General features: G+C 36.6%; 14 protein-coding genes and 1 pseudogene. 11 read left to right on the forward strand and 4 right to left on the reverse strand.

Annotation, left to right across the window (positions count from 1 at the left end; translation table 11 throughout):
* Positions 1–93: 93 nt before the first annotated feature.
* Complete coding sequence (locus B9N79_RS08325; RefSeq protein WP_046217123.1) at positions 94–1,944, forward strand: sigma-54-dependent Fis family transcriptional regulator; 1,851 nt, start codon at positions 94–96, stop codon at positions 1,942–1,944.
* Positions 1,945–2,260: 316 nt separating this feature from the next.
* Here B9N79_RS08325 and pucL read toward each other — a convergent pair.
* The 3 genes and pseudogenes from pucL to B9N79_RS08340 form a co-directional block, all read right to left on the reverse strand.
* Positions 2,261–3,301: pseudogene (pucL, locus tag B9N79_RS08330) on the reverse strand (factor-independent urate hydroxylase); the annotation flags it as partial.
* 84 nt (positions 3,302–3,385) lie between these two features.
* Positions 3,386–4,708, reverse strand: a complete 1,323-nt coding sequence (locus B9N79_RS08335) for a nucleobase:cation symporter-2 family protein (protein WP_046217124.1) — start codon at positions 4,706–4,708, stop codon at positions 3,386–3,388.
* A gap of 176 nt (positions 4,709–4,884) precedes the next feature.
* On the reverse strand, positions 4,885–6,495 hold the full coding sequence (locus B9N79_RS08340) for a PucR family transcriptional regulator (RefSeq protein WP_046217125.1): 1,611 nt from the start codon (positions 6,493–6,495) through the stop codon (positions 4,885–4,887).
* 248 nt (positions 6,496–6,743) lie between these two features.
* Here B9N79_RS08340 and B9N79_RS26045 point away from each other — a divergent pair, with 248 nt between their 5' ends.
* Complete coding sequence (locus tag B9N79_RS26045; protein ID WP_158512809.1) at positions 6,744–6,911, forward strand: hypothetical protein; 168 nt, start codon at positions 6,744–6,746, stop codon at positions 6,909–6,911.
* Between the two features lie 26 nt (positions 6,912–6,937).
* Complete coding sequence (locus B9N79_RS08345) at positions 6,938–7,246, forward strand: GNAT family N-acetyltransferase (RefSeq protein ID WP_048896766.1); 309 nt, start codon at positions 6,938–6,940, stop codon at positions 7,244–7,246.
* Here the strand turns inward: B9N79_RS08345 and B9N79_RS08350 are convergent.
* Complete coding sequence (locus tag B9N79_RS08350) at positions 7,243–7,866, reverse strand: SIMPL domain-containing protein (protein WP_046217126.1); 624 nt, start codon at positions 7,864–7,866, stop codon at positions 7,243–7,245. The genes B9N79_RS08345 and B9N79_RS08350 overlap by 4 nt on opposite strands.
* Before the next feature lie 215 nt (positions 7,867–8,081).
* Here B9N79_RS08350 and B9N79_RS08355 point away from each other — a divergent pair, with 215 nt between their 5' ends.
* The 8 genes from B9N79_RS08355 to B9N79_RS08390 all read left to right on the forward strand — a co-directional run bounded on the left by B9N79_RS08355 (position 8,082) and on the right by B9N79_RS08390 (position 16,237).
* Positions 8,082–8,783, forward strand: a complete 702-nt coding sequence (locus B9N79_RS08355; protein WP_046217127.1) for a DsbA family protein — start codon at positions 8,082–8,084, stop codon at positions 8,781–8,783.
* Positions 8,784–9,147: 364 nt separating this feature from the next.
* Positions 9,148–10,419: a cation:dicarboxylate symporter family transporter gene (locus B9N79_RS08360; RefSeq protein ID WP_019395456.1), complete on the forward strand. Its 1,272-nt coding sequence runs from the start codon at positions 9,148–9,150 to the stop codon at positions 10,417–10,419.
* Positions 10,420–10,681: 262 nt separating this feature from the next.
* Positions 10,682–10,870 carry a hypothetical protein gene (locus tag B9N79_RS08365; protein ID WP_046217128.1) on the forward strand — a complete coding sequence of 63 codons (189 nt, stop codon included), beginning with the start codon at positions 10,682–10,684 and terminating at the stop codon, positions 10,868–10,870.
* A gap of 263 nt (positions 10,871–11,133) precedes the next feature.
* Positions 11,134–12,243: an S-layer homology domain-containing protein gene (locus tag B9N79_RS08370; protein ID WP_048896767.1), complete on the forward strand. Its 1,110-nt coding sequence runs from the start codon at positions 11,134–11,136 to the stop codon at positions 12,241–12,243.
* A gap of 229 nt (positions 12,244–12,472) precedes the next feature.
* Positions 12,473–13,855, forward strand: coding sequence for a DEAD/DEAH box helicase (locus tag B9N79_RS08375; protein WP_046217129.1), 1,383 nt, complete (start codon positions 12,473–12,475; stop codon positions 13,853–13,855).
* Between the two features lie 70 nt (positions 13,856–13,925).
* On the forward strand, positions 13,926–14,579 hold the full coding sequence (locus B9N79_RS08380; protein WP_046217130.1) for a GntR family transcriptional regulator: 654 nt from the start codon (positions 13,926–13,928) through the stop codon (positions 14,577–14,579).
* Between the two features lie 20 nt (positions 14,580–14,599).
* Complete coding sequence (locus tag B9N79_RS08385; RefSeq protein ID WP_085118115.1) at positions 14,600–15,565, forward strand: DMT family transporter; 966 nt, start codon at positions 14,600–14,602, stop codon at positions 15,563–15,565.
* Positions 15,566–15,616: 51 nt separating this feature from the next.
* Positions 15,617–16,237: an NAD(P)-dependent oxidoreductase gene (locus tag B9N79_RS08390; RefSeq protein ID WP_046217132.1), complete on the forward strand. Its 621-nt coding sequence runs from the start codon at positions 15,617–15,619 to the stop codon at positions 16,235–16,237.
* Positions 16,238–16,302: the final 65 nt, after the last annotated feature.

Here is a 16,302-nt window from a genome sequence, read left to right on the forward strand (position 1 = left end):
TAATAAAAGAATAATACATGATTAAAGGATGAAATCAACTTTCTAGAGCAGGCACCTTTCTTATGTAAAACAACGATTATAGGAGAGGATTTAATGATAGAGGGAAGTTTTTCTTTAAATATGTGGGAGCGTTTTATAAAAGAAGGCATACTAGAAGAAAGTCGTCTAAATAAAAGAATTATAGAGTCTTGGTATCGGTGTAGAAGTGAAGAAGTAAATCCGAATTTAAAAGTTGGACAGCACGTCTTAAATCAAGAACAGTTAGAAAAACAACGACGCAAAAATTCTTTTTTAATTCATGCAGCCCTACCATATATGAATAAAATAGAAAAGTTTATTCAGGAAACAAGTATGGTTTCGCTGTTAATCGATGCACAAGGCTATATTTTATCAATGAATGGAGCTCAGCACGTTTTAGAAAAAGCAAGGGAAATTAATTTTACTGAAGGGTCATGCTGGACAGAGAAAGAAGTCGGGACAAATGCAATTGGCACAGCTCTTCAAAATAAGGAAGCAATGATGGTGACAGGAGCTGAACACTATGCAAAAGCTTCCCATGAATGGAGCTGCTCTTCAGCTGTTATAAGAGGAGGAGCGGGAGAAGTTCTTGGTGTTTTTAATATTTCGTGTCCTGCTGAGTATGCTCATCAGTCTATGATTGTAACTGCTACTTCAGCAGCCTATATGATTGAAAAAGCACAAATACACCTAAAAAGGGAAGAAGAGATAGCGCTTTTACACAACACAATGGAATGGATGGAAAGCGAGCGTCCGCTTATTGTTTGCACAAATAACGGAAACGTCGTAGGAGCAAGCAAAGGCGTAAGGGAAAAGATGGGGAACTGGGCTGAGATGTCAAAGGCAAGTTTATTAAATGAAGGGTATGATGTACAGTTTGAAGTTCCTGTATTCTCGAAAAATCGGTTGACGGCTATTGGATATATTGCCTATTTAACACCTAAAAGATATAAAAATAGAGAAGATTCATTTTTTGTTTCCGCACCTTTTATATTTAATGGCGCAAAAAGCGTCAGTAAAGCTTTTCAACATACTCTAACAGAGGCAAAGTGTGCTGCACCAACAGAGGCAAGTGTTTACCTTTCTGGTGAAACAGGGGCAGGGAAAGAAATGGTTGCAAAAGCAATTCATGAAAACAGCGGACGAAAAAAGGGGCCTTTTATTGCATTAAACTGTGGAGCTCTTCCAAAAAATTTACTTGAAAGTGAGCTTTTTGGATATGAAGAAGGAGCATTTACAGGAGCAAAGCGAGGAGGATATAAAGGGAAATTTCAGCAAGCGAGCGGCGGGACGCTATTTTTAGATGAAATTGGTGACTTACCTTTTATGATGCAAATCGCTCTTTTACGTGTTTTGCAAGAACGTATTGTTACTCCTCTTGGAAGTGAGGAGGAAAAGCCCATTGACGTTCGAATTATTACAGCAACACACCAAGACTTAAAAGCTCTTGTTGAGCAAGGAAAGTTTCGGGAAGATTTATATTATAGACTTCATATTTATCCAGTCCATGTTCCATCACTACGAAGTCGAAAAGAAGATATCCCACATCTCGTTCAGTATTTTTGTGAAAGATATAAATGGCATGTAACTTTATCTCCTCTTTTTTTTAAGAAACTTGCTCACTATGATTGGCCAGGCAATATACGTGAACTGTTTAATATACTTCATCGAGTTAAAATTGTGGAAGAAGCAAAAGGAGAGGGAGTAGAAAACATTTTAGACAATATTCTATTGGACTCGCTTTCTTCGTCTTCTGAAAGAGAAGAAAAGGAACTTCCCTCTCTTTCATTTCGAGAAGAAATTCAAAAAGAGAAAATGAAGACAGCACTTCAGGAAACAAATGGAAACATTACGCTTGCCGCAAAATTAATCAATGTCCCGCGCAGCACGTTTTATAGACGTCTTCAAAAATATAATCTCCATTAAAAAAGTCAGGGGTAAAGTCCCTGACTTTTTTTAGCTTCCACCATAAACTTGGTATCCCGAAGGAGAAGAGATTACGATAGTGTTGTATGCTGTCATTGATATAAAACCGTATAGAAACCTTGTTTAAAAAGGAAGGTGTCCCCCATATAACTTTCTTCATCTCGTTTTCGGTTAGAAGAGAAGATGAAAGCTGTCCATCTTCGTTTGTGTGAGTTGTTTTCAATAATTCCCCATTACTATTATAAAGCTCAACTTTCACAAGACTTGTCGGTTTTCCACTTGTTAAATACTAAAATATGTGTTGGTAGGTCAATACTCACTTTAAATTTGCTTTTTTCTCTTTTGAAGAGTTTGTTTTTAAATCTTCCTTGGTGACGGAGAATAGTTGAAAGCCAAACGGTGGCTTTGGTTCTGTATATACTTTTCCTTTCTCACCTGGAATCTCTTCAACAACTGTCTCCCATGTATGGTTCTGAGATTGGAAGTTAACACTTTGTAATTGTGGGAAACGCTCTAGTATACGGCAGCCGATCTGGTAAATTAAATTTTGGATCGATGGAGTTTCAAGTTCGTGAAAAACAGAAGAAGCAATGTCATGAACCTGTTCAGACGCAACGTAAAGTGATGGAGTTTCTCCTAGCGCATCTTTACTATTTTCATAGTTCCAGCCAATGTTTAAAAAGATGAAAAGAGGGCGGTTTCCGTCTTCTGGAAGTGTTGTATATTCATCACGAATAAATCCAACAAACGAATTGCCGCTTACTTTAATAAGCTGAAGATCACAGATTGAGCTTTCTCTACTTTCAACATTTATGTCTTGACCATGACGAATAAGATGAAGGGAAGAAACTGCTTTTTCGTTTCGTGAATGATTAAAGACAAGAGGGCTCTTTTTGATTTCCTCATCCTCAAACATGTTTGCTTCTTGGAATGATAAATGTTCGCCGGTAAGTTTTACACTATCTATTTGGGAGTACTTAAGCAGAAAGGCTTTTCCAACATAATCAAGGAATCCTTCCATTGTTGTGCCGCTGTATGATGCAAGATGCTGTTGAATAAAATTCTTCATAGAATCTGTTGCTACAACGAGCCGATTATCTCCTTCTGTAAAAGAAGAAAGAAAAGCAGAGCCTCCAACTTCGACGCGAATATTAGCTCCAAATATAATATTAGAGCGTCCTGTGAAAGTTGATTCTGGAATTTCTTTAACACCTTTTAAAGGGGCCAAGTGCGTGCGATAAGCAAAAACGTCTCCTTTTCCATAAGCCATTATCCGGTTATTATTTTTCATCACCTTTATCTCTCCTTTATTGGTCATGTAAACGAAATAGCGGGCAATTTTATATAGTTGATAAATCCGAGAAGCAACTAGTGGAGAATCCTCAAAGATATCGCTGAATTTCTTCGTGATCATCTGTAAACTAAAGGAATCCGGCGATATTTATTTTCCCCAAGCTTCTTCTGCCTTTAAAGAGTTAGGAAGAGGAACTTCTACTTTTTTCTTTTTAGTATTGAAAAACAAATTCAGGATAATAGCAGCAAGACTTCCTGTAATAACGCCGTCACTTACAAGAATGCTTAAAAAAGATGGAAGGGATGCAAAGAGATTAGGAACAGCAGTTACACCGAGCCCAAGTGAGATAGAGCACGCTATAATAAGTAAGTTATTGTTTGTGAATTCAACATTACTTAACATCCGCATTCCAGAAGAAATCACCATCCCGAACATGATAACGGTTGCCCCTCCAAGAACAGCATTTGGAATAATCGTCGCAAATGCGGCGATCTTTGGAATAGAGCCAAGGAAGATTAAAATACCTCCTGCTGCAACGACAACGTTACGTGTTTTAATTCCAGATAGTTCTACAAGTCCGACATTTTGAGCGAACGTATTGTATGGGAATGCGTTAAAAATACCACCTAAAAAGATAGCTAAACCTTCCGCTCTGTAGCCATTTGCAAGTTCTCGTTCTGTTAAAGAACGATCGCAAATCTTTGCAAGAGCAAAGAACACTCCTGTTGATTCAATTACAATAACAAGTCCGACGATCAGCATTGTCAAGATAGCTCCAGGTTCAAAAGTTGGCAAACCGAAGTAAAAAACTTGTGGGAAGTGAAACCATGAAGCTTCTTTTACAGGATCTAGATTCACTTTACCTAAGAAAGCGGCAAAAATAGTACCAACGATAATGCCACTTAAAACGGAAAGGGAGCGCATAAATCCTGAGAAAAAGCGGTTCATAGCTATGATAAGAAAAAGAACACTAAAAGCTAACAGCAAGTTCTCACTAGAACCGAAGTCTGAACTATTTGCTCCGCCTCCCATGTTTTTAATTGCCGTTGGAACAAGGGATATCCCAATAATCGTAACAACCGTTCCTGTGACAACAGGAGGAAAGAAGCGGACAAGTTTTCCTAGAAAAGAAGAAGCGAAAAAGATAAAAAGACCTGTGACAATAATAGCTCCATATATAGCAGGAACTCCGTATTGAGAACCGATGCTAATCATTGGTGTTAAGGCTACAAAAGAACTGCCAAGAATAACAGGTAATCCAATTCCAAGATGTTTGCTTTTTAATGTTTGGAGAAGGGTAGCAATGCCGCATGTTAACAAATCAATCGCGACAAGATACGCTAATTCTTCCGCGTTTAAACCAAGTGCTCTTCCTACAAGTAAGGGAACAAGGATAGCTCCGGCGTACATTGCTAAAACGTGCTGAAGACCAAATGAAAAAATTTTTCCTCGTGACTGCCGAGTGTTCATTAATCAACTCTCCTCTTTTAAAATACTTTTAAATGTCAACTTAAATAACATGTTACGTTAGGAAAAAGGTTAAGTCATTAGTTGGAATAACTAATGTTTTTTATATTTATTGTAGAAATATTACGAAAATTCTGAAGTGAATAACTTTTTATGTTATAAAATGTGATATTTACAGTTTACAACATTGTTCCGATACGGAGAGCTAGTCTTAATCTTAGCGTTGTATCAGGATCTTTTAAACTTTTGCCAAGCAGTTCTTCACATTTTTCAAGACGATAAATAACCGTATTGCGATGCACGTATAATCGTTTGGCTGTCTCAGATATTTGACAGTGAGTTTCTAGAAAAACAGAGAGTGTATGCAATAAGCGTTGTTCCTCATCTTGGGTGTGAGAAGAAAGTTTGTGAAGCGTATGATCATAAAACTTTTTTAGCTCCTGTCTAGGAACGACTCTTAGAAGTTCTGTGACATCTTTTGTTTGATATGTTTGAATAAACTGCATGCTTCCAGAGAAATGACCTGTATCAAGGGCATCGATAGCTTCTTCGTAAGCACTTTCTATTTCAAATAAGTTTTGAGTAATGCTGCTTATCCCGAAAGAAATTGTTCTCTGAAAGCTTGCTAAAACTCCTTTTTGAATATGTTGTAAGGCTGAAACTATTGTTTCATGAAGACCAAGCCATCTATCATTTACTTCTACAAAAATAACGCCAACTGTTCCCTTAAGAAAGAAGTGACAAGGCCATGGAATAGATTCAAGCTCTTCCTCTAAAAATTCATATACAACATCGGTTTCCATTTGGTGGGCTGTAAAGCTGATGCCTTTTTCATTTCGATCAAGTTTTGTTGCGATAAGAATATATTTTTGTTCACAGTTTAGTCCAAATTCTTTTGTGCGGCTTCTTATTTCATCTTTTGATGTGAATTTTCCATCTACAAAGTTAGTAAAAAACTCATTTTTTGCTCTTCGTTCGTATTGTTTTAAAGCACTTTCCTTCATCAGCTCAAAAGCAATAACATTTGCTGCTTGTTCAATCATCAAAATCTTTCCTTGCTCAAGTTCGGCAAGATTCTCTTTGACTAGTAGAGAGCCGGATCTTTTTTCATGGGTTGGAACTGGGAAAGCGGAAAAAACTTCATGTGTATCTCGAATAGAGAAACATGAATAAGGAGTTTTTTTAAGGAAAAAAGAAGTGTTTTGCGTGTTCCATTTCTTTGAGCTTTCCGGAGCTTTTTCATCATAATGGGTTTGAGTTAAAAGTTTGAAATGCTGGTTAAGAAGCAGAACAGGATAGCCAATCATAAGAGATAGATTTTGTAACAACTCATCAATGCTTCGTCCGCTTAAAACATGATTTGTGAACTGTTGATGAGCATGAATGGCTTGCTGCAGCTCATTTGTTCTCGTGTTTAAAATGGTGCCTAATGTATTGTTTACGACATCCCCAAGGGCAACCCTTTCAGGTATTTCAATAATGGGAAAGGAGAGTTTATTTGCGAGTGCTAAAACATCAGCTGGCAGCTCTTTTAAAAACCGCTTTGTTTTTACACAAAGACCTGCACAGTTTTGTTCATGCATTTTTTTAATTAACGATAAAAGCGCTGAAGGATCATCTTTGAAATGATAAGCCGTTGTGAGAAGTAAGTCATCTTTTGATAAATAGTGAATAATGTCAGGAGCGTCCATCATGTTCACATGTTGAACGTTTCTATGAAGCCCTGAGTGTCCTGCTAATGTGAACGCTTCTTCTAGAGAAGGAAGCTCTAATACGTCTTTTACCTTCACATTCTCACCTCTTTCTTTAAAAAGTATAAACGTAGTGATCTAACCTTTTGAAAAATTAGTTAGTATAACTAAAAAAATGTGTGAAAACGAACGTTTCCGATGATTATTTTCTATATTAGCAGTAAAGTTCAGAAGATAAATCATTAGTGTTAAGAAACTTAACATAAAAAAGGAAACAAGAAGGAATACAATGTTAAAAAAAGAATACATAAAAAGAACGACTAAAATTGTAGAAAAGGAAGGAACATATGATACGTATTCGTAAAGCTAACGAGCAAGATGCAGCACATATTGTTGAGATTAAAAATGAGGTTGGAAGGAACACGACCTATTTTCTTCGATCAAAAGATGATGAAGAAGAAAGGGAAGAAGATTATCGAAGAAAGATAGGAGAGCGAGAAAAAAAGGAGGATTAACAATTGTAGCAGAGGAAGGTGGAAAGGTGATTGGATTTCTATCGTTTTCGAGAGTTCCTTATGTTCGCTTCTGTCATACGGGAACATTCGGAATGGGCGTAAAGAGGGATTCTAGAGGAAGCGGTGCTGGGAGTTCTTTGCTTCAGTATCTTATCAGGTGGGGGATGGAACAAGAAGGGCTTGAAAAAATTGATCTTGAAGTTTTTTCCCATAACGAAAAAGCCATCCGACTTTATCAGAAATTTGGTTTCTGTGAAGAAGGACGACAAAGAAAAGGAATGAAAATACGAGAAGAACAATATAGTGATGTTATTTTCATGGGATTGTTTATTTAATATACATAATGAAAAAGAGCTTTTACATAAGCCGTAATAGTAAGTTCTCCTTTTTCAATCGGAGGGCCACCTTCAGCACTTAGCGCTTTTTGGGCAAAAGGAGTGAACACTGTTCCTTCTTCTATTCTCCTCTCTACTATTTTTAATGGAATAGGATTTACTTTTACGCCAATAGATTTACTTAAGCTGCGTGCTTTATGCTGAACGCTGAGAAGCGCATTACTTAAAGCTTCTTCATAAGCGGCTTCAGTATTTGATAGACTAAGCTGCATACTATGAGTTGTTGCTGCTCCGTTCTCAAGAGCTGTTTCATAGACAAGGCCAAGAAGAGACAAATCTTTGACTGTAACAAGGAGGAGATGTTGAACTTCATAGTCTTTTAAAGTTGATACTCCTTCAATATAATCATAGCGAGGATAAATAGAATATGAGCTTGTTCTAATGTTTTGCTCTAAAATTCCTAAAGTTTTTAAAGCTTCAATAACGTTACGGGAGCGGGTAGTATTTTCTTCTTGAGCTTTCACTGGACTTTTATTATTTGTTACAATTCCAATGATCAATGAAGCTTGATCAGGTTCCATAACCACTGTTCCTTCTCCTTCAAGAAGCATTGTATTCATCAATAATCCTCACTCTCTTTCTTTACATATAATAAACTTCTCCTATTTCTAGCATATGTTTCTTTTTCTTCTCTATGAATAGAAAGAGAGGATGATGGTCGTAATGCTTGACACCTTTTATCATCAATACGTATAGTTACATTGTGAACTTATGTAAGTTTAAGAGAATAGATGAGAAGATTGGATAAAAGCAAAGAAAAAGACGGAGGGAATTCATGGGCAAAAAGAGAAAGCAAGGATATAAAAACACATCCAAAACAAAATCATCAAACATATGGTTTTATATTATTATTGCTGTTTTTGTTATTGGAGCTGTTGGACTAGTTGTTCTAAACAACATGGGAGATGAGAAAGCTTCTTTTGATTATGAAAATCAACCTGTTCTAGGGGAAGAATCAGCGCCAGTTCAAATTGTAGAATTTGGGGATTATAAATGTCCGGTTTGTAAGACATTCAACGAAACTTACTTTCCTCAGATTGATAAAGAGCTTATTCAAACAGGGAAAGTTCAGTTTTACTTTATGAATTTCCCGTTCATTAACAATGATTCAACGCGTGCTGCTCAATTTGCAGAAGTAGTGTACAAGGAGCTTGGTGACGAAACGTTTTGGAAGTTCCATGAAAGTTTATACAAAAATCAGCCTGCTGATTATAAATATGAAAAAATTGACTTTCTAACGGAAAAAGAATTAACAGAGCGTTTGAGTGAGTTTGCAAATCAAGAAGAAGTAGATAGAGTTGTCAAAGCCTTCAAAGATGGAGAAGGAGAAAAGCCACTTAATGAAGATCTAAAGGTTGTTAACGATCTTCAAATTAACTCTACTCCAACTGTTTATGTAAATGGAAAGCTTTATGAAGGCAAATCATATGAAGATCTAAAGAAAATGGTTGAAGAAGAACTAGAAGATGCAAAGTAAGTAGAGTGTAAACAGGCTAGCTCATGGTGAGCTAGCCTGTTTACTTATAGAAAATAAATATGGGCTCGTGATGGAGAAAAAAATCTATTTAGTTAATCTATTGGTTATTAGACATGTAAAAGTCCTTTTATCAACTTTTTCGAAATTTAAAGGGGATTTAATATGTTTAATATTTAATTATCACATAAAAAATAGAGAAAATGAAGCTTGTTTAATAAGTGTAAACCATTTATAATTAAACACATTTGGGTATGAAGATTCATATCAAAATGTTCTCAAATTGAGCTCTAAAAGTTTTACAGCTTAGAAAAGAGATCATCAAAAGACAACATTTAAGGGTAAATGTTTGGGAGGAGTTAAGAAAATGAAAAAGTTTGGGTTGGCTACACAAATTTTTGTTGGCCTAGCCTTAGGGATTGCCGTAGGTGCTATTTTTTACGGAAGTGAAACGGCGATGGCGATTCTTCAACCAATTGGGGACATTTTTCTAAATCTAGTTAAAATGATTGTTATTCCTATTGTTGTATCAGCTCTTGTTGTATCAATTGCTGGTGTAGGGGATATTAAAAAATTAGGTAAACTAGGTGGGAAAACACTTCTTTATTTTGAAATTGTGACAACAATTGCTCTTCTAGTAGGGTTGCTCGCAGCTAATTTATTTCATCCTGGTACAGGGATTGAAATGGGAGACCTTGAAAAAAGCAATATATCTTCCTATGAAGAGACGGCTCATACAGAAGAAAAGGGAAGCATTGCGGATCAGTTTGTGCACATTATACCAAGTAACATAGTACAATCTTTAGCTGAGGGAGATTTACTGGCGATTGTCTTTTTCTCGGTCCTATTAGGCTTAGGCGTAGCGGCTGTTGGAGAAAAAGGAAAGCCTGTGCTAAGTTTTTTTGAAGGCTTATTAGAAGCTATGTTTTGGATTACGAACTTAGTTATGAAATTTGCTCCTTTTGGAGTTTTTGCTTTAATTGGTGTAAACGTAGCGAAGTTTGGAATTGGTTCACTGATTCCATTAGGTAAGCTTATTCTTGTTATTTATTTAACAATGTTCTTCTTCGTTTTCGTTGTCTTAGGGATTATTGCTAAGATGGCAGGAGTGAATATCTTTGTTATCATCAAGATTTTAAAAGAGGAGCTTATCTTAGCCTTTACAACAGCAAGTTCAGAAGCCGTTTTACCAAAGTTGATCCATAAAATGGAGAAGTTCGGCTGCCCAAAAGCTGTGACATCATTTGTTATTCCAACAGGTTATACATTCAATTTAGACGGTTCTTCCATTTATCAAGCTATCGCAGCTATCTTTATTGCTCAAATGTATGGAATTCACCTGTCTATCGGAGAGCAAATCACTCTTCTCCTCGTCCTTATGTTAACTTCTAAAGGGATGGCAGGCGTTGCAGGTGCCTCATTTGTTGTTGTAATAACAACACTAGGTTCAATGGGATTGCCATTAGAAGGAATGGCTTTCATTGCTGGAATTGACCGTATTTTAGATATGCTTCGTACATCTGTAAACGTAGTCGGTAATGCCTTGGCTTCTATTGTGATGTCAAGATGGGAAGGAAGTTTTGACAAACAAAAAGCAGCAGAATATACGGCTTCACTTAAAAAATCGAATGCTGCTTAAAAAGAGATGGCTTCGCCTTAATTATAGCGTGTACAAAAACCTTTACTCTATTAGAGTAAAGGTTTTTTGAATATGTATTTTTAAATAATAAGAAAAAAACTTAGAAAATGCTAGGTTTAAAAACTTTTTTAAATTTGGTGTTTTTAACCATAAATAGTACGTTTATGCTTTATTAGTTGTACAAGATTCTCTAAAAGACTTTTTGAATGGTTATTAGACGGGTAAAGATTAGTAAAGAGACAGGGGGAGAAGGGAGGAGGAAATGCAACGAACAGCTAAAGGTAAGTTTGTGTTCGCAATTGGACTTTTTTTATTTATTATCGGCTTTGTTGGATGGATGAATTTTTTTGATTACAGCATTATACAAGACAACGAAATGGTGAAATTTACTGCTATTTTAGGGCTTCTTCTTATTCTGATCTCTAACTTCTTAAGAAAGAAGGGAGCTTAAGTGAGCAAGAGCGAGAAACGAGTACAACCCTCTCTTTCTAAGAGAGGGTTGTACTCGTTTTTATTTCATTCACCATACAATGAAATAAATGAATGGTGAAATATGTATTTTAAAATCTTTTAGAAGAGGAAAAGGTACTAGACTTTTATAGTAATAAATTACCATACCTTCCACATTAAAATTATGTTGACTTTTTAATGAAATGATGTAATAAATTAGTAATATAAGTTTAATATTTTAGTAACACTTTAGGGGGAGTAAGATTGAAAAAGTTTGGGCGCATGTTGCTAGCCCTAAGTCTTCTAGTGACGGTTATTATTCCGTTTCAGCACGCAGATGCTAGCAGCAAATTTACAGACGTTACTCTTTACGAAAAAGAGATTAATTTCCTTGCAGATAAGGGAATTATTAATGGGTATAATAATGGTACTTTTCAACCTGAAGCATCTATCAAGAGAATTCAAGCTGTACAAATGCTTCTGCGTGCAAAAGGAATAAAGGATTTAAGCGGAGCTCCAGATCCAAATTTTGCCGATTTGAAAAAAGGCGATTACGGTTATGAGGAAGCAGCTAAAGCTGTTCAGCTTGGCTTTATTTCTGGGAAGCAAGATTCAAAAACAGGTAAGAAATATTTTAATCCATGGGACACTCTTACAAGAGGGCAAATGGCTAAAGTTTTAAGTCTTGCTTATAATCTAAAAGGAACGACTGTTAGCGAGTTTTACGATGTGCCAAGCACAGATGGCTTTTACACATACATCAATGCATTAGCATACAATAATGTAACAACAGGTTATTCTAACAATACATTTAAGCCATATCAGTCTATTTCACGTCAGCATTTTTCCGTTTTTCTAGCTCGTACGCTTGATTCTTCTTTCAAAGAAAATGCGGCAAACCGTGTTATAACAGGCGGATTAAAGCCAAATCCACGCAAAACTTACGTTTATAGCTATGCGTTTGATGATAATTATAGCGAAACAGTAAAGTATACAGGTACAGATTCTGGCATTGACAACTGGACAGGCCGAGACACAGACGGAGAGACGTACGATTATGCTTATAGCGAAGATAAGGATGGCTTTATTGCTGGATGGCAAGACGGCTTTATTTCTTCGACAGTCCCATATCCGCTTAAATTAAATACAAAGTGGACAGATGATTTCTACGAAGATGAAGACCCTATTACATATGTGGTTACTTCAATGAACAAAACGATTACAACTCCAGCAGGCACTTTTAAAAATGCAATTGAAATAAAAAGCAGCCTTAACACGTCTGAATACTATGTTCAAGGCGTTGGACTTGTGTTAATGCTTGATACTTCTGTCAAGCCGTCTGAAAAAATACAAGAACTTAAAAAGATTTACTAATGTGAAAAGCTAGTAAGAGGACTTCCTTTTGCTAGCTTTTTTGTTAGATGTCAATATGTGTAGAAAAAGGCTTTAAAAAGGGTTCATTCTCATAAAAAACTAGCTTTTCTATTCATTCATGGTACAATACGAAAAGTAACTATTCTTCATAAAAAACATAGAAAAATGGTTTCGCATGTGCTGAAGCCATTTTTTGTTTTATGAACGTAAAAAGCAAGGAGTGCTAAATATGAGCTTTCAATCACTAGGGATTAGTATAGAAGTATGTGAAAGATTAAAAGCAGGAGGAATCGTAAAACCGACGCCAGTGCAAACGAAAGCGATTCCTGCGGTTTTAAAAGGACAAGATGTTATTGCAAAAGCGCAAACAGGAACAGGAAAGACCCTTGCGTTTCTTCTTCCGATTTTAGAGAAACTAGATCTTGAAGATGAAAGTGTGCAAGCGTTAATCGTTGCTCCAACGCGTGAGCTAGCTCTTCAAATTACAGATGAGAGCAATAAGCTCACTAAGCAGCTTGGTTTACCAGAGGCGCTTGCTGTTTATGGAGGGCAAGACGTTGAACGCCAAATGAGAAAACTACAAGGAAACGTAGGAATTGTAGTGGCAACACCAGGCCGACTTCTCGATCATTTGCGCCGAGGAACAATTAGCTTGCAGAAAGTTCGAACGCTTGTTTTAGATGAAGCGGATCAAATGCTTCATATTGGCTTTTTAAATGAAGTGGAAGAAATTATTGCTCAAACGCCAAAAAATCGTCAAACACTTTTGTTTTCGGCTACGATTTCGGATGGAGTACGTAAATTATCAAAAAAACATTTAAAACAGGCTGTTGATATTACGATTAAAGCTGAAAAAGTAACAGTTAAAGAAATTAAACAGTTTATCATTGAAACAACAGATCGCAAAAAACAGTATGATTTATTAGAAACGTTAAAAACACATAGACCTTTTTTAGCCGTTATTTTCTGTCGTACAAAACGCCGGGCTGGCGTCTTAAATGATGCTTTAAAACGTAACGGCTACAAATCAGAAGAGCTTCACGGAGATATTACGCAAGCAAAGCGTGAAAAAGTAATGAAGAGCTTTCGAAATGCAGAAATACAGCTTCTTGTCGCAACAGATGTAGCAGCTCGCGGTCTTGATGTAGAAGGAGTAACACACGTTTTTAACTACGATATTCCAGAAGATGCAGAAAGCTACATTCACCGAATTGGTCGAACAGGAAGAGCGGGCGGAAAAGGGCTAGCGATTACTTTTGTGGCTGAGAAAGACGAAAGAACAATGACGCTTATTGAAAAGGAAATTCGCTTTAAGCTTAAACGTAAAACAGTAGATGATGAGCCACTTCGTTCTCAACAAAAGAGAGCGCCTCAAGGGGAACGAAAGCAAACGAAAAAAGAACCGAAGAGAGAAGGAAAGCGTGAAAGTCAGGCCTCTTCTCCTCCAAGAGGGAAAAGAGGTAAAGGAACAGACTCCCCAAAAAGAGGGCGGAAAAAAGAAGATAAAGGCGGCAGAAGCAGCCGCGGGAGCAGAAATGATCGTCAAAGCAGCTTTGGAAAAAACAGCGGTCGCAAAACTGGAAAGCAGAGTCGTCCAAAACGATCAAGATAAACAGGGAGAACTTCTTCAATATGAAGAAGTTCTTATTTTTTTAAAAACCTAAATGTGATATATTGGTTTTATGGATAAAAATCAGAAAATAAAAAAAATTATTCGTCCGTCATTGCGTGATCAAGTTTATGAAGGTCTTAAGTCAGCTATTATGACGCTAGAGTTTCATCCTGGTGAACGATTGCATGATCACCAGCTAGCAGAGGACTTTGGGGTTAGTCGCACTCCTGTGCGTGAAGCGTTAAAAAGACTCGAAGATGAAGGTCTTGTTGAATCTTCCCCAGGATCCTCAACAAAAGTGGCTCCTTTATATAGCGAGGAGGCGAAGCATACATTTGTTGTTGTGGCAGCTTTACATGCTCTTGCCGCAAAGTTAGCATTTCCATTCATAGGAGAGGAGGAAATAAAGGAACTCACAAAAGCAAATGAAAACTTTAAATTTCGAGTGAAGGAGAGAGATGCTCGAGGTGCAATTGAAGAAGATTACCGTTTTCACAATATATTTGTGAAAGCTTCTAAAAATCCGGAAATTGAAAAAATGCTCGCACGCCTTATCGGAAATGTATATCGGCTTGAGCTTTCTAAATTTAGCTCTGTAGAAGGAGAAAGTTCATACAGAGATCACCATGAAATTATTGAAGCTATTCAAAAAGGTCAGAAAGAGAACGTGGAGAAGCTTGTTGAAAAAAACTGGCTTACTCTAGGAGATAAACTTGCTCGGTAATAGAGCTAGGAGGAGATAAAATGCGTCCTATTTTCTTAGGAATTTTAGCTTCTCTCTTTTTTGCTTCCACATTTGTGTTAAATCGCTTTATGGAAGTAGAAGGAGGAAGCTGGGTTTGGAGTGCTGTGCTTCGCTTTGTTTTTATGATTCCCTTTCTATTGTTCATTGTCTATCGTAAGCGAAAAGTATTTCATTTAATAAAACAAATAAAACAGAAGCCTTGGAGCTGGCTTTTATGGAGCACTGTTGGCTTCGGTTTATTTTATGCACCGCTTTGCTTTGCAGCTGCCTACGGTCCTGGATGGCTTATTGCAGGAACATGGCAAATTACCATTTTATCTGGGTCATTATTAGCTCCGCTTTTTTACGCGAGAGTTAAAAGAGGCTCAGAGTATGTTTTAGTAAGAGGACGTATTCCATATAAAAGTCTTTTATTTTCTTCTTTCATTTTACTAGGTGTTGTATTTATGCAAATAGATCATGCGACCGAAATTTCTTTACGAAGTATGATTCTGTGCGTTCTGCCTATTTTAATCGCTTCTTTTGCCTATCCTCTTGGTAATCGTAAGATGATGGAAGTTTGCGAGGGAAAGATAGGTCCGTACGAACGTTTGTTAGGAATGACGATTGCAAGCATGCCGTTCTGGGTCATTTTAACAATTTATGGGCTTTTCAAAGCAGGAGTGCCAAGTGTAAATCAAACGGTTCAGTCACTTATTGTTGCGTTACTTTCGGGAGTTTGTGCAACAGCGCTCTTCTTTGCGGCAACAGATCTTGTGAAACATGATATGCAAAAGCTTGGGGCAGTAGAAGCAACGCAGTCATTTGAAGTCCTTTTTGCTCTTTTAGGAGAAGTTTTATTGCTTTCGGCTCCGTTACCAACAGCTATTTCATGGATAGGGATTTTGTTTGTTGTCGGCGGCATGATGGCCCAAAGCTATGCTTCTAATAGAAAGATTAAAAAAGAACAAAGTTTATCTGTATAATCCTTAACATGTATTTTAGTAAAATCATGTTCTAAAAGGTAGTGTAAAAAAATGAATAAAAAGATTGCTATTATTGGCGGAAGAGGGACAGTCGGGAAAAAAATAAGTAGAAAAGCATTAGAAAAAGGCTATAGCATCAAAATGCTAACTCGATATCCTAAAGAAAGTGGGAGTGAAATTTGCTTTATTAAGGGAGATGCTCGGAATAAAGAGGATATAAAAGAGCTTATAAAAGGATGTGATGCTGTTATTAATACTGTTGGACATCCTAAAAGTGAAAAGCCTTTTTATAGCGCGGTAACTTCACATACTATAGAGGGAATGAAAGAGCTTGGAATAAAACGTTATATTGTAGCAACAGGAGCGTCTTTAACGCTGAATGGGGACGAAAAAACATTTCTAAATCAAGTAGGCGCAAATCTGTTTCAACTCTTTTTTTCGGCGATGATGAAGGAAAAAGAAAAGGAATACGAACTTTTAAAAGCAAGCTTACTAGACTGGACGCTTATTCGTCTTCCTTTTATTGTAGACAAGAAAGGAAAAGGACATATTAAAGTAGCGACAAAAAATATGCCAGGAAAAGTAATTACAAACGAAGATATAGCGAGTTTTTCGATTTCTCAATTAGATAGTAAAAAATATATAAGATGTACGCCATTTATTTCGAATTAATCATTGGTAATCTTATACTAGACATGATAAAATAGCGCTTGCAAAAAGATAAACTTAGATAGAAA

The sequence above is a fragment of the Priestia filamentosa genome (genome assembly GCF_900177535.1).
In the GTDB taxonomy this organism is placed as follows: domain Bacteria; phylum Bacillota; class Bacilli; order Bacillales; family Bacillaceae_H; genus Bacillus_I; species Bacillus_I filamentosa.